Below are 13,307 nucleotides of genomic sequence, written 5' to 3' on the forward strand. Positions count from 1 at the left end.
CCGTACGACCGAAGCATCATGCATCACCATCCAGTGACTCCACCCAGAACAGTTCCTGCCGCCGCACCGCCTTGCGCATGAACTCGTCCTCGCCATAGGCCGGCCAGCGGCGCCCGGCGAGCCAGCCTTGCAGGCGCCGACGCAGGCGACGCTTGAACGGTGGGCGGGGCTGCAGGTCGTGCATCATGCCCAGCGCCATGGCCTTGTCCACCTGGCGCGCCGGCTCCAGCGGCAGCGTCCAGGGCAGCAGCGGCGGACACTCTTCGGTCAGCGGCGGCAGGCTGACGCCCATGTGCGCATCGCCCATCGGCCAGCGATCGTTGTCATGCAGGTGGTTGGCATAGTGCAGCAGCGTCCGCGGTTGCCAGTCCAGGCCCTGCAGCGCCTCGCGCACGGCCTGCTGGGCGCGCACATGGTCCGGATGCGGGTCGAAATGCGGATGCGGCAGGACGATGACCTCGGGTCGCGCCAGCAGGATAAGTTCGCGCAGGTCGGCCAGCAGGTTGCGCCAGGTGGACAGACCGTCGGCATCGCTGGCCAGGCGCAGGCGATTGAACTGGCGGAACGGGCGGGTATCGCTCAGGCCGGCCTCGCGCGAAGGCACCACGGCCTCCGGCTCGGCCTGCATCGCCGGCAGTTGCAGGCAGAAATAGCCCAGTTGCACGCAACGCTCGGCGGGCACGCCGCCCCAGGCCGGTACGGCCTGGCTGTCCCAGGCGCGCAGGCGGCCCTTGAGTCGCGCCGCGGCGACCCCGTCCAGCCCCATGCGCCGGAAGTGTTCGGTCTCGATCTCGCCGGCGGTCAGGGTCACGATCCAGGCCTCGCGGGCCTGGCTGTACAGGCCGAAGGCGGCCAGTTCGGCATCGTCGGCGTGCGGTGCGATGACCATCACCCGCCGCGCGCGGTAGTCGGGATGCCGCGCGCGCCACAGGCTCGGCTCGCCGAGCAGCCGGCAATGCCGGCCGCGCAGGCGTATCCGGCCTGCGGCCAGTGCTTCGGCCAGTCCCGTCAGGTTCAGGTAGCGCAGGCCGTTCACGCCACGCTCGAAAGCCTGCGCATCGACCTGCGCGCCACCCTCGATCAGCACCGCCGGCTCGAGAAAACGTCCCAGCCAGCCGGCACGCACGGCAATGCCGAGCAACAGCGTATCGTCCGCACGCAGCTCGCCATCCACCTGTAGCCTGCCGCCGTCCAGCGCGCGCACCGGCAGGGCCTCGACCCGCTCATCGAAACGGTAGCGATAGTCCTCGCCAGGCGAATAGAACAGGTGATCGGCGAACCAGGCCTCATGGGCGATCCACAGGCACGGCAGGAGAACCGGCAGCAACCAGGGGCTGACCAGAACGCCGACGGCCAGCGCCACCAGCATCGCCAGCAGCAGGCCGATCCGCTTGTTGCGCCGATGACGCTTGAGCAATTGCTGTTTGCGCGCGCTCATGGGTCAGACCTGGAAGACCGGCGAAGGATGGCACCAGCGATCCTTGTACTCGCGGTCGGCGCGGCCGAACGAGTAACGCAACGGCTTGCCCAGCGCCCGCGCCTCTTCCCAGGCGGCCTGGGTGTTCAGGTAGCTGAGCACGCTGCCAGGGCTGAACTCGCGGGTCTGCGGATCGACGCCGCCGTTGATGTACTCGACGCTGAGCCAACCCGGCGCTTCGACGCGGTAGAGCACCTGGACCGCGATCGGCCGGTCGTCGAGCAGCAGCACCGAGCCACGCAACAGGTCGCGCAGGCGCTCGAAGACCTCGGCCATGCGCGCCGCGCCGGTGGCCGGGAAGCCCCAGCGACGCTGGAACAGCTCGAGGTAGATGGCGGCGAACTCGGCCGGGGTGAAGCTGTCGGCCTGACGCACCTGGCCGCCGGCCTCTTCCACCAGGCGCACTTCGCGGCGCTGGTTGTAGCGGAATTTCTTGGAGAAATCCTCCGGCGCGCGGGCGAACGCCAGTTGCTCGGCCTGCGCACGCAAGGTGACGATGTTTCGCTCGTGCAGCGCCGACAGGTAGCGACCGGCGTGGCGCAACGCGACGCGGGCCTCGGCGGCTACCGGCAGGATCAGCTCGGCGTTGCCCAGGTCATACAGGCCCTTCTTCCCGCGACGCTTGAGCACCTCCTTGGACAGCGCCAGGTGGCGTCCCCAGGTCGGGATCGCCGCGCACAGTTCGCCAGCGCTTTCCCAGCCCAGGTAGCGCACCGGGATCCCAGCCAGTTCGGCGAGCTGCTCGACCACCCGCGGATGGGTCGCCACGCTGCCACCGAAACGCTGCCATGCCTGGGCGTAGGTCGAGGCGTCCACTTCGCGCCAACCGCGTTCGCGGAAGACGCGCAACCGGTTCAGCATGCAGACTCCGAAGCGAAGCCGGCGATCATCGGCAGGCGCCAGAATTCACGACGCACCGCGGCGTCGGAGAAGCGCGTCTCCAGCCGCTCGAGCATCAGCCGCGCACAGGCTTCGCGCTGCCGGCGGTCGAGCGCCGCGAGATGGGTCAGGCCTTCGCCCAGGGCCGTCTCGTCGCCCAGCGGGAAGAGGATACCGACGCCTTCCACCACTTCGCGGGCGCCGCCGCAGGCGGTGGCGATCAACGGCACGCCGGCGACCATGGCCTCCAGCAGGACCATGCCGAACGGCTCGTGGTCGGAACTCAGGGCGAAGACATCGAACGCCTTGAAATAGCGCCGGGCCTCTTCGACCTGGCCGAGGAACAGTACGCGCTCGCCGATCCCCAGCTCGCAGGCGAGGTCCTTGAGCCGGTCTTCCAGGCGACCGCTGCCGAGAATCGCCAGCAGGCTGTTCTGCGGCAGGCGCGGCAGCGCGGCGGCGAAGCCACGCAGCAGGGTGGCCTGGTCCTTGTCCGGATGCAGGCGGCCGACATTGCCGACCACCCAGGCCTCGTCGGGCAGGCGCAGTTGCCGGCGCGCGCTCAGGCGCTCGACCTGCTCGGCCTGCAGCGCGGCGACGTCGATGCGGTTGTGGAGCGTCTCGATCCGCTCCGCCGGCCATTTCGGCAGGCAGCGACGGATGTCGTCACGCACCGCGTCGGATACCGCCAGCAGGCTCAGGCGCTTGCTCAGCAGGCCGGCGAAGACCCGCCTGGACAGGCGCTGGTAGTCGCCGAAGGCGTGGTGCACACCGACGATCGGCAGGCGGGTGGCCAGGCTGGCGACCCAGATAGGCTTGAAACGATGGGCGATGCAGAAACGAAAATCGCGCGAGCGGGCGATCTCGCGCAGGTCGCGGATCGCCTTCAGCTTGAGGCCGCGGATGTCCTTCGAGCCATACTCGAGGAACAGCACCTCGTCGGAGGCGCAGCGGGCCGCCACCTCCGGGTCGGAGCGACCGGTGAGAAACACCGTGGTGACCTTGTACGGGGTCCCGGCGAACAGGCTGGCGTACTGACGGGCACAGTCGAGGAACGGCCCGTCGTAGCCGTGACAGAACTGCAGGACGCGTGGTTCAGCCGACCGAGTCATACCAGTCCACGCCCTCCTTCACGACCAGGATGTCTTCCATGATCAGGTACTGCAGGTCCGAGCCGAAGAACATGTTCAGGGCATCGGTCGGCGAGCAGATCATCGGCTCGCCACGGCGGTTCAGCGAGGTGTTCAGGGCCACGCCGTTGCCGGTGAGGTTTTCCAGCTCCTTCATCAGGTCGTAGTAGCGCGGGTTGAAGTCGCGCTTCAGCACCTGGGCACGGGAGGTGCCGTCCTCGTGCACCACTTCCGGCACGCGGTCCTTCCACTCTTCGTTGACCTCGAAGGTGAAGGTCATGAACGGCGCCGGATGGTCGATCTTGAACATCTGCGGGCCGACGGTATCCAGCATCGACGGGCAGAACGGCCGCCAGCGCTCGCGGAACTTGATCTGCGCGTTGATCCGGTCGGCCACGCCCGGCACGCTCGGACAGCCGAGGATCGAACGGCCGCCAAGGGCGCGCGGACCGAACTCCATGCGTCCCTGGAACCAGGCCACCGGGTTGCCGTCGGCGAGGATCCTGCCGATGCGCCGGCTGCGGTTGTCGATCTTCATCCATTGCGGCCGAGCCTCGTGGCGGGCGCAGGCGGCGATGACGTCCTCGTTGGAGTACTCCGGGCCGAGGTAGACATGCTCCATCTTCTCCACCGGAACGCCGCGCTGGTGCGACACATAGGCCGCCGCGCCGACCGCGGTGCCGGCGTCGCTGGCCGCCGGCTGAACGAACAGTTCCTTCACCTCGGGACGGGAAATGATCTTCTGGTTCAGCTTGACGTTCAGCGCGCAACCGCCGGCGAAGGCGACCTTGCCGGTCTCGCGGATGATGTCGCCGAGGTAGTAGTCCATCATTTCCAGCGCCAGCTTCTCGAACAGCGCCTGGATGCTGGCGGCGTAGTGGATGTAGGGGTCGTCGGCGATGTCGCCTTCGCGCTTGGGTCCCAGCCACTCGATCAGCTTGGGCGAGAAGTAGTAGCCCTTGCCTTTCTCCTTGTAGCGACGGAAGCCGATGACGTTGGCATAGTCGGTGTTGATCACCAGTTCGCCGTTCTCGAACTTGGCGAGACGGGAGAAATCGTACTTGCTGGCGTCGCCATAGGGAGCCATGCCCATGACCTTGAACTCGCCGTCGAGCATGTCGAAGCCGAGGTACTCGGTGATCGCTCCGTACAGGCCGCCCAGCGAGTCCGGATCGTAGAACTCCTTGATCTTGTGGATCCGGCCGTTCTCGCCCCAGCCGAAGAAGGTGGTGGCGTACTCGCCCTTGCCGTCGATGCCGAGGATCGCCGTCTTTTCCTTGAACCCGGAGCAATGGTAGGCGCTGGAGGCGTGTGCCAGGTGGTGCTCGACCGGCTGGATCTTGATTTTCTTCAGATCGAAGCCGAGTTGCTGCAGGCACCACTCGATGCGCTTGTAGTAGCGCTTGTAGCGACGGTTGCCGAGCAGGATCGCGTCCAGGGCACGGTCCGGTGCGTAGGCGTAACGCCTCGCATAGTGCCAGCGGGCCTTCTCCATGATGCTGATGGGAGCGAAGGGTATCGCCACCACGTCGACATCGGCCGGCTTGATCCCGGCCTGTTCCAGGCAGAACTTCGCCGATTCGTAGGGCATGCGGTTCTTCGCGTGCTTGTCGCGCACGAAGCGCTCTTCCTCGACGGCCGCGACCAGCTTGCCGTCGATGTACAGGGCGGCGGACGGGTCATGGCTTACGGCGCCAGACAGGCCTAGGACGGTCAATGCCACGGTAGAACCTCTTCAAAGCAGCTCGCGATTGCGGAGTGGGACCGGCAACCGCGGCTTTCGTTTAACTCGTCGACCGCCGCGAACGGTGGTCGTTGCTTGTTGCGTCACGTCCCGACGTCGTCGCCGGGACGGGGAATCCGTTGCTCCAGCAGCCGGTGGAGGCCGCTGTCCTGTGGCCAGTTGCGCAGGAAGCGCGCGCGATCGCGGGCGTACGCCCGGGCGAAACCCGCCTGGCTGCGGTGCTTCTGCATCGCGTCCAGGTCGATCAGCGCCCATTCGCCGCCATCCTCCCGGGCCTGCCAGAACAGATTGTGCCCCTTCAGGTCGCCATGGCTGATGCGCTCACGGATCAGCGTCGAAAACAGCCGATCCAGCGCCGCCAGCTCGGCCTCCGGAGGCGAACCTGCGCCCTCGGGCATATCCAGGAAAGGCTTAAAACGAGCAATTATATCCTGACCGCCAAGATAATCGGTAATCAGGTAGGCGCGCCCGCGCAGCCAGCACCAGCGCCGTTCGAGCATCGCCAGCGGCCGCGCGGTGGCGATGCCGAGGAACTCCAGGCGATTGCCTTCGCGCCAGGACGCCCAGGCCCGGCTGGGCCGCCAGAAACGCTTCAGCCAATGGCCGAGGCCCTTGATGTTGTAACGCTTGATGACCAGGGTGCGGCCATTTGCCTCGACCCGGGCGACAGTCGCCGCGCCACCGTCCTTGTAGACGTGGCCGCTGGCGATCAGCCGGTCGGCGTCTTCCAGCAGCGGCGCCAGCGCCTCGGCTTCCGCGCGGCGGGCGGCGAACAGGCGGAACGGACCGCGCGCGACGCTGAACAGGCTGCAGTCGCGACCGACCTTCTTCAGCAGGTCGCGTAGCCGCCAGCGGCGTACCCTGGCGATTTCCTTCTGCAAGGCTTCCAGCGGCAGCGCGTGTTCGCCGTTGGCCAGCAGGTAGTGCACCAGCAGTTCCTCCAGGTACGGATCGAGCATCGCCGGCAACTGGGCGAAGAACACCCCGAGGTTCTCCAGCACCTTCTGGCGCGACAGCGGCTGCCCGGGCGTCTCGGCGCGCACGCCGCCGCCATCGATGAGGTACAGGCGGCCGGCGTGGCGCAACAGGTTGTCCAGGTGCAGGTCGTCCTGCCAGAGGCCCTTTGCATGCAGCTCGCCAATGGCTGCCAGGGCTTCGCCGAGCACCGCTTGCTGGGCATCGCCCAGCGGCGCCTGGGCCTCCACCGCACGCCAGGCGTCACCGAGGCTCTGCGCCGCGTCGAGGTAGTCGAACAGCAGCCAGCCGCCCTCGCTCTGCTGCAGCCCGTCGGCCAGCAGCGCCGGGGTGGTCAGCCCCTGGGCCGCGAGCAGACGCGCCCCTTCCAGTTCGCGCTGGAAATGCCGTGCGGCCTTGCCGCCCACCAGCAGCTTGGCCAGCACCTTGCGCCCACGCCATTCGCCGGCACCGACGTAGCGCTGCCCGGGCAGCACCCGCAGCAGACTGTCCAGGCGCAGTTCGGCAGCGCCAGCGCCATCCGCCAGGGTCACCCGCAATGGCAGTTGCGGGTGGCGCCCGGCGGCTTGCAGTTCGGCCAGTCTCATCGGCGCGACTCCTTGCGCCGACGGCGCTGGTCGAGAAGGCGATACCACTGCTCGACCTCGGCCGAGTCGAGGGGTTCGTCGACATAGGCGGAGATGAATTCGTGCACGTCCGCTTCGCTCCAGTCCGGGGCACGGCGCAGCATCGGCTCCAGGTCCTTGACCTGGTCGCGGCGGCCGAACCAGATCGGGCGGGTCTTCTCCAGGTCGATCAGGCAGGCCTCGAAGACACCATCGGCCCCCTCGCGGAGGAATACATGCTTGGGATAGAAGCAACCATGCATCTGTCCGGCGGCGTGCAGCTGGCGCGCCAGCCTGCCAACCGCCCGGAGGATCGCCCGGCGTCGCTCTTCGGCCAGGTCGTGCCAGGACGCCAGCCAGGTGTCCAGGTCCTGCCAGCCATCCAGGGCGCGGGTCAGGAGGATCGCCTGGCGTTCGCCGCCGACCGCCTGCTGGGCGAAGAATGCCGCCTGCAGCGCCGGAATGCGCAGCGCACGGTAGCGCTCGATGTTGCGGAACTCGCGGGCGAAGGTCGGCTCACCCAACGGATGGCGCAGGCTGCGGGTCAGGTGGTTGCTCTGGCGCTTCAGGTAATAGGCGCAGTCACCCAGCTCAAGCCGATAGACGCTGCTCCAGCCGCCCCGCTCGGTGTTCGGTTCGTCCACGGCGTCCAGCTGCAAGGCCCACAGGGCGTCGAAGCTGTCCAGACGGTTGCGCTGGAGCAGGTCGTGATCCTGCGCGGCAATGAAAACGCTCATTCGCGCCCCTCGAAGAAAGCCACTACCTGGCGAATGCGTTTCTTGTCGGATTCGTTCAGGTGCCGGCGACGGCGATATTGCAGGTAGAAGCGCAGGCGCTGGGTGCGCGACAGGTGGTACTTGGCCACCTTGTCCAGGCAGGCCAGGTCCTTGGTGATCCGGTAGCGCAGCATGAACCCCCACCAGAACGCGCCATTCGGACAATCGATGAAGTACACCAGGGGCTGCCCATCCACCAGCAGGTTGCGCCACTTCAGGTCGTTGTGGGTGAAGTGCTGGTCGTGCATCAGGCGGGTCGCCCTGGCGATCTGCCGGCTGACGCCGTCCACCCAGCGCGGGTCCTTCAGCCGCGGGTCCTGGTTGCAGGCCAGCACCGACAGGTCCTCGGTGCCCGGCAGCTCGCGGGTGATCATCGCCCCGCGCTGAAAGGCCCCGGCCTTGCGCTCGAGCCCCCAGGCGACCACTTCGGCCGTCGGGATGCCCCATTTCTCGAAACGCCTGAGGTTCTGCCACTCGGCCTTGATCCGCGGCCGCGCCAGGTAGCGACGCAGGCCCTTGCCGGCGCTGCGGTAGCGCTTGACGTAGTAGCGCACGCCATCGCGCTCGATGCGGATGACTTCGGACAACGGGTCGCGGGTCAGGCGCTCGCCCTCCAGGGCGAAAACGCTGTCGAGGCTGCCGAAATCGGCGGCCAGGTGCCGGTAATCGGGTTCGAGGGTCCACCCCGCCATCAGAGCAGGTCTCCGTAACGCTGCTTGCGTTCGTAGAGTTTTTCCGCCTTGCGTTCCAACCAGGCCAGCAGGCCGGCTTCGTCGCGCAGTATCTCGCGCAGCGGCCGGCGGAAGTAGGTGCGCAGGAAGCGTAGCTTGTCGCGACGCGTCAGTCCGATATCCAGCGCGGAGAAATACAATGCCGCCAGATCCTTGTTGCGCCAGCGTTTCGGCGTGGCGTCGCGGGTCTGGGCGCGGTGCAGGTCGATCACCGAGAGGCGGAAATCGTCGGCCGTCACCGGCTTGTCGGTGTGCAACAGGAAATGACAGATGTAGCAATCGCGATGGTTCACCCCGGCGCGATGCATGTCCCCGACCATCCGTGCCACCGCCTCCACCAGCGCGCGCTTGAGCCGCGGCGCCGGCGGTCGTTCGCGCCAGTCCTGGGTGAAGATCTCGAGGTCGGTGGTCGGCGCCAGTTCCTCGGTGACGATGAAGGAATGCTGCCGCGCTGGATCGCCGCCGCGCTCACCGTAGGCGACCGCGGTCATGGTCGCCACGCCGGCCCGGTGCAGGCGCTGGATCGCCTGCCACTCCTGGCGCGCGCCGAGCACGGGGAGCTTGGCGGTGAGCAGGTTCTTGGCGATCTCGCCCCAGCCGATGCCGCGATGGATCTTGACGAAGTAGCCACGTCCGTCGACCTCGGTACGCAGGGTGCGGCGTCCCTCCAGCTCGCGGTAGACCTTGCCCTGCAAGGCCTCCACCGCCTCGAACGGATCGCGCCCGGCCCACAGGCCCTTGAAGGGCTCCTGCAGCACCAGTCTCATGGGGCCTCCCCGAGGATCAGGTCGGCGGCGCGCTGCGGCATGCTGTAGAGATCGGCGCTATCGGCATAGGCCAGACCGTTGCGCGCCCAGGCGGCGCGCGCCGGGGCGTCCTCGAGCATTTCCGCGAGCGTGCGGTTGAGCACATCCTGTTCGAACGGCCCCGGCACCACCCGCCCGGCGTCGGCCTCGGCGATGTAATGGGCATAGCCGCAGACGTCGGTCACCAGCACCGGCAGGCCGGAAACCAGGGCCTCCAGCAGTACGGTGCCGGTGTTCTCGTTGTAGGCCGGGTGGATCAACAGGTCGGCGCCGAGCAGGAAACGCGGGATGTCGCTGCGGCCCTTGAGGATCTGCACCTGGTCGTTGAGACCGAGGGCGGCGATCTGCAACAGGAACGGCTTGGGGTCGTCCTGACCGATGGCGATCAGCCGGGTGCGTTTGCGCAGCGCCTTGGGCAGCGCGGCGAGGGCCTTGAGGCTGCGATCCAGGCCCTTGGTCTTGAAACCGGAACCGATCTGCACCAGCAACAGGTCGTCGTCCTCCAGGCCGAACTCGCGACGGAATTCCGCGCGCACCTCCGCCGCGTTGGCCGGCGCCCGGCGATCCTGGCTGATTCCCGGCGGCAACAGATGGAAACGCTCGGCCTGGGTGCCGTAGTGCTTGACGAAAAGCGGCTGCTGCACCTCGGAGATCATCAGGATCTCGGTCTTCGAGGCCGGGTCGAACACCGCCTGCTCGTAGCCGGCGAAATGACGGTAGCGGCCCCACTGGCGATACAGCGGGTTGCGCAGGGTCTGGGCCTTCTCCTCGAAGCAGGCGTCGGCGGCGTAGTAGACGTCGAGCCCGGGCATCTTGTTGAAGCCGACCACCCGCTGCACCGGGCGCTTCGCCAGGTCGGCGGCGACCCAGGCGGTGAACTTCTCGTTGCGCCGATGGTTGAAGAGCGAGCGGACGGGCACCACCAGCACCTCGAAGCCGTCCGGCACGTCGCCTTCCCAGATCAGGGTATAGACGCGAATGTCGTGCCCGCGCCGCTGGCATTCCAGGGCGATGCGCATGAAGTCGCGCTGCAGGCCGCCGAACGGGAAGTATTTGTAGAGTATGAATGCCAGGGTCATCGGAGCATCTCCGGGGCCAGCAGCATGGCTTCCAGCTGGGTGGCCACGCGCTGGGGATTCAGCCGGGTGAAGCACAGCGGCTGTTCACGCTTGAGGTCGAACAGTTTGCGGTCCTCTTCGGTGGGCTGGTAGGTACAGGTCTTCTTCAGGCACGGCGCGCAAGGGAAGTCGCTACCCAGGTGGACCTGGGAACGCCCGTAGGCACCGGTGAAACCCGGGTTGGTCGGGCCGAACAGCGACAACGTCGGCACGTCCAGCGCCGCCGCCAGGTGGCCGAGCCCGGTATCCACCGCCACGCAGGCACGCGCGCCGGCAAGCACCTTGGCCATGCCGGCCAACGATAATCTGGGGAGCACCGCGGCATTTTCCAACCCTGCGGCCAGCCGTTCAGCCCGCTCCCGCTCGGCGGCGCTGCCCCAGGGCAGGCGCACCGACCAGCCGCGCTCGCACATGCGCTCGGCCAGTTCGCGCCAGTAGGCTTCCGGCCAGTGCTTGGTGGCCCAGGTGGTGCCATGCAGGAACACCAGATAGGGCGCGCCGGCATCGGCGTCGGCCAGTTGCTCGCGATCCAGGCCGTAGTCGCCGACCGAATCGGGCAGGGGATAATCCAGCGCCTGGGCGAACAACTGGCGGGTACGCTCCACCGCGTGCTGCCCCCAGGCCACCGGGTAGACACGCCGATAGAAGCGGCTGGCCAGCGGTTCGCGCGCCGAATCGCGATCGAGGCCGGCGACCGGGGCCCTGCCCGCGTAGCGGGTCAGCCAGGCACTTTTCAGCAGGCCCTGGGCATCGATCACCAGATCGTAGTCGACTTCCTCAAGACGCTGCTTGAAGCGCCGCCATTCGCCGTTGCGCAGGGTCTGCCAGAGGTTCTTGCGCCAACGCCGGATGGCCACCGGGATCACCCGCGCCACCGCCGGATGCCAGGCGGGAATCTCGGCGAAGCCTTCCTCCACCACCCAGTCGAACTGGATGCCGGGAAGCGCCCGGGCGGCGTCGGTAAGCGCCGGCAGGGTATGGATCACGTCGCCGAGGGACGAAGTCTTGACCAGCAGCACCCTCATCCGGCGACCTCTGCCGGATCGCCGACCAGCCGGTCCAGGGCTTGCAATACCAGGCTAGCCGGCAGTTCGCGGAGGCAATTGTAGTGGCCGAAGCGACAGGTGCGCTCGAAGCAGGGGCTGCACTCGAGACCGAGGCGGACGATCTCCACCCGGTCCGCCAGCGGCGGGGTGAACTGCGGCGAGGTGGAGCCGTAGACGCCCACCAGCGGGCGGTCCAGGGCGGCCGCCACGTGCATCAGGCCGGAATCGTTGGACACCACCGCGCCGGCGCAGGACATCAGGTCGATGGCCTCGGCCAGCGAAGTCTCCCCGGCAAGATTGAAGGACTCCTCGCGCAATCCCGGGATCAGGCGCTGGCGAATCTCCTCGCCACCGGGATGGTCGTTCTTCGAGCCGAACAGCCAGACCTGCCAGCCGGCACGGATCTTCGCCTCGGCGACCGCGGCGTAGTGTTCCGCCGGCCAGCGCTTGGCCTCGCCGAACTCGGCACCGGGACACAGCGCCAGCACCGGGCGATCCAGGCTCAGGGCGAACTTGTCGAGCGCCGCCTGGCGACTGCCGTCATCGATCCGCAGGCGCGGCCGCGGATAGGGTTTCGGTAACTCGACGCCAGGCTCGAAGGCCAGCGCCATGAAGCGTTCGATCATCAGCGGGTAGCGCTGCTTGTCGAGCTTGCGGATGTCATTGAGCAGCCCGTAGCGCATCTCGCCGCGCCAGCCGGTGCGCTTCGGTATCCCGGCGAACCAGGGCACCAGCGCCGACTTCAGCGAGTTGGGCAGCAGGATCGCCTGCTCGTACTGACCGCGCAGGCCGCGCCCGATCCGGCGCCGGGTGGCGACGTCCATCACGCCGTGGCCGAGCGGGAAGCTCAGGGCCTGGCGCACCTCGGGCATGCGCTCGAGGATCGGCCGGCTCCACTCGGGCGCCAGCACGTCGATCAGGCACTCGGGATGCCGCTGGCGCAGACACTGGAACAGGGTCTGCGCCATCACCATGTCCCCCACCCAGGAGGGACCTACGATCAGAATTCTCATTCAGGCTCCGGAAATGATCAGGGAGGCTTTCGCCTCCCTGTCACACCCTTCTTCGGTGCTTACTTGACCAGGGTACGCCACTCGGCGTGGGCCTCGGTCTTGCCGCTGACCAGGTCGAAATAGGCTTTCTGCAGCTTCTCGGTGACCGGGCCACGGCGGCCGGCGCCGATCTTGCGACCGTCCACCTCGCGGATCGGCGTGACTTCCGCGGCGGTGCCGGTGAAGAAGGCCTCGTCGGCGATGTAGACCTCGTCGCGGGTGATGCGCTTCTCGACCAGTTTAAAGCCGTGCTCGGCGGCCAGGGTCAGGATAGTGTTACGAGTGATGCCGTTCAGGCAGGCAGTGACTTCCGGGGTGTAGATCACGCCGTCCTTGATGATGAAGATGTTCTCGCCGGAGCCTTCGGCCACGTAGCCTTCCGGATCGAGCATCATGGCCTCGTCGGCGCCGCCGGAGATCGCTTCCTGCAGGGCCAGCATCGAGTTGATGTAGGCGCCGTTGGACTTGGCGCGGGTCATCGAGATGTTGACGTGGTGGCGGGTGAAGGAACTGGTGCGCACCTTGATGCCTTGCTGCAGGGCTTCCTCGCCCATGTAGGCGCCCCAACTCCAGGCGGCGATGATCACATGGACCTTCAGGCCGCTGGCGCGCAGGCCCATGCCTTCGCTTCCGTAGAACACCATCGGGCGGATGTAGGCGCTTTCCAGGTCGTTCTCGCGCACGGCGGCGCGGGTCGCCTCGTTGATCTCGTCGCGGCTGTACGGGATCTGCATGTTCATGATGTGCGCCGAATCGAACAGCCGGTCGGTGTGCGCCTGCAGGCGGAAGATCGCCGTGCCCTGCGGGGTGTCGTAGGCACGCACGCCCTCGAACACACCCATTCCATAGTGCAGGGTATGGGTCAGCACGTGCGTGGTCGCGTCGCGCCACTGCACCAGTTCACCGTCATACCAGATCACGCCATCACGATCGGCCATCGACATAGTTGCCAGCTCCTTCAGATATTC

Annotated in this window: 12 protein-coding genes; all 12 read right to left on the reverse strand. The window is 67.4% G+C overall.

From position 1 onward, the window contains the following. Positions 1 to 16 precede the first annotated feature (16 nt). The 12 genes from PSPA7_RS27375 to ilvE all read right to left on the reverse strand — a co-directional run bounded on the left by PSPA7_RS27375 (position 17) and on the right by ilvE (position 13,283). A complete protein-coding gene (locus tag PSPA7_RS27375; protein ID WP_012077688.1) occupies positions 17 to 1,438 on the reverse strand; it encodes a PIG-L deacetylase family protein in 1,422 nt (473 codons plus the stop codon). A gap of 3 nt (positions 1,439 to 1,441) precedes the next feature. After that, complete coding sequence (locus tag PSPA7_RS27380; protein WP_012077689.1) at positions 1,442 to 2,338, reverse strand: antimicrobial resistance protein Mig-14; 897 nt, start codon at positions 2,336 to 2,338, stop codon at positions 1,442 to 1,444. Continuing rightward, entirely contained in the window at positions 2,332 to 3,468 is a 1,137-nt protein-coding gene (locus PSPA7_RS27385; protein WP_003157005.1) for a glycosyltransferase, read from the reverse strand. Before PSPA7_RS27385 ends, PSPA7_RS27380 begins: the two co-directional genes overlap by 7 nt. After that, the gene (locus PSPA7_RS27390) at positions 3,452 to 5,209 is read right to left on the reverse strand and encodes a carbamoyltransferase family protein (RefSeq protein WP_003157006.1); all 1,758 of its coding nucleotides are present in this window, start codon (positions 5,207 to 5,209) and stop codon (positions 3,452 to 3,454) included. Before PSPA7_RS27390 ends, PSPA7_RS27385 begins: the two co-directional genes overlap by 17 nt. A 104-nt stretch (positions 5,210 to 5,313) precedes the next feature. Continuing rightward, positions 5,314 to 6,792 (reverse strand): lipopolysaccharide kinase InaA family protein, encoded by a 1,479-nt coding sequence (locus tag PSPA7_RS27395; protein ID WP_012077690.1) that lies wholly within the window; start codon positions 6,790 to 6,792, stop codon positions 5,314 to 5,316. Next, positions 6,789 to 7,547 (reverse strand): lipopolysaccharide kinase InaA family protein, encoded by a 759-nt coding sequence (locus PSPA7_RS27400; protein WP_012077691.1) that lies wholly within the window; start codon positions 7,545 to 7,547, stop codon positions 6,789 to 6,791. The genes PSPA7_RS27395 and PSPA7_RS27400 overlap by 4 nt, the downstream gene beginning before the upstream one ends. Further along, entirely contained in the window at positions 7,544 to 8,278 is a 735-nt protein-coding gene (locus tag PSPA7_RS27405; RefSeq protein ID WP_003156990.1) for a lipopolysaccharide kinase InaA family protein, read from the reverse strand. Before PSPA7_RS27405 ends, PSPA7_RS27400 begins: the two co-directional genes overlap by 4 nt. Next, a complete protein-coding gene (rfaP, locus tag PSPA7_RS27410) occupies positions 8,278 to 9,084 on the reverse strand; it encodes a lipopolysaccharide core heptose(I) kinase RfaP (RefSeq protein ID WP_012077692.1) in 807 nt (268 codons plus the stop codon). The genes PSPA7_RS27405 and rfaP overlap by 1 nt, the downstream gene beginning before the upstream one ends. Next, positions 9,081 to 10,202 (reverse strand): glycosyltransferase family 4 protein, encoded by a 1,122-nt coding sequence (locus PSPA7_RS27415; protein WP_012077693.1) that lies wholly within the window; start codon positions 10,200 to 10,202, stop codon positions 9,081 to 9,083. Before PSPA7_RS27415 ends, rfaP begins: the two co-directional genes overlap by 4 nt. Then, on the reverse strand, positions 10,199 to 11,266 hold the full coding sequence (waaC, locus tag PSPA7_RS27420; protein ID WP_012077694.1) for a lipopolysaccharide heptosyltransferase I: 1,068 nt from the start codon (positions 11,264 to 11,266) through the stop codon (positions 10,199 to 10,201). The genes PSPA7_RS27415 and waaC overlap by 4 nt, the downstream gene beginning before the upstream one ends. Further along, positions 11,263 to 12,300, reverse strand: coding sequence for a lipopolysaccharide heptosyltransferase II (gene waaF / locus PSPA7_RS27425; RefSeq protein WP_012077695.1), 1,038 nt, complete (start codon positions 12,298 to 12,300; stop codon positions 11,263 to 11,265). The genes waaC and waaF overlap by 4 nt, the downstream gene beginning before the upstream one ends. Before the next feature lie 59 nt (positions 12,301 to 12,359). After that, a complete protein-coding gene (gene ilvE, locus PSPA7_RS27430) occupies positions 12,360 to 13,283 on the reverse strand; it encodes a branched-chain-amino-acid transaminase (RefSeq protein ID WP_003156995.1) in 924 nt (307 codons plus the stop codon). Between the last annotated feature and the right edge of the window lie 24 nt (positions 13,284 to 13,307).

The organism is Pseudomonas paraeruginosa PA7 (assembly GCF_000017205.1).
Lineage (GTDB): Bacteria > Pseudomonadota > Gammaproteobacteria > Pseudomonadales > Pseudomonadaceae > Pseudomonas > Pseudomonas paraeruginosa.

Coding starts and splice junctions, on each gene's coding strand:
- PSPA7_RS27375 (WP_012077688.1), bottom strand. CDS start 1,438: ATGAGCGCGCGCAAACAGCAATTGCTCAAGCGTCATCGGCGCAACAAG.
- PSPA7_RS27380 (WP_012077689.1), bottom strand. CDS start 2,338: ATGCTGAACCGGTTGCGCGTCTTCCGCGAACGCGGTTGGCGCGAAGTG.
- PSPA7_RS27385 (WP_003157005.1), bottom strand. CDS start 3,468: ATGACTCGGTCGGCTGAACCACGCGTCCTGCAGTTCTGTCACGGCTAC.
- PSPA7_RS27395 (WP_012077690.1), bottom strand. CDS start 6,792: ATGAGACTGGCCGAACTGCAAGCCGCCGGGCGCCACCCGCAACTGCCA.
- PSPA7_RS27400 (WP_012077691.1), bottom strand. CDS start 7,547: ATGAGCGTTTTCATTGCCGCGCAGGATCACGACCTGCTCCAGCGCAAC.
- PSPA7_RS27405 (WP_003156990.1), bottom strand. CDS start 8,278: ATGGCGGGGTGGACCCTCGAACCCGATTACCGGCACCTGGCCGCCGAT.
- rfaP (WP_012077692.1), bottom strand. CDS start 9,084: ATGAGACTGGTGCTGCAGGAGCCCTTCAAGGGCCTGTGGGCCGGGCGC.
- PSPA7_RS27415 (WP_012077693.1), bottom strand. CDS start 10,202: ATGACCCTGGCATTCATACTCTACAAATACTTCCCGTTCGGCGGCCTG.
- waaC (WP_012077694.1), bottom strand. CDS start 11,266: ATGAGGGTGCTGCTGGTCAAGACTTCGTCCCTCGGCGACGTGATCCAT.
- waaF (WP_012077695.1), bottom strand. CDS start 12,300: ATGAGAATTCTGATCGTAGGTCCCTCCTGGGTGGGGGACATGGTGATG.
- ilvE (WP_003156995.1), bottom strand. CDS start 13,283: ATGTCGATGGCCGATCGTGATGGCGTGATCTGGTATGACGGTGAACTG.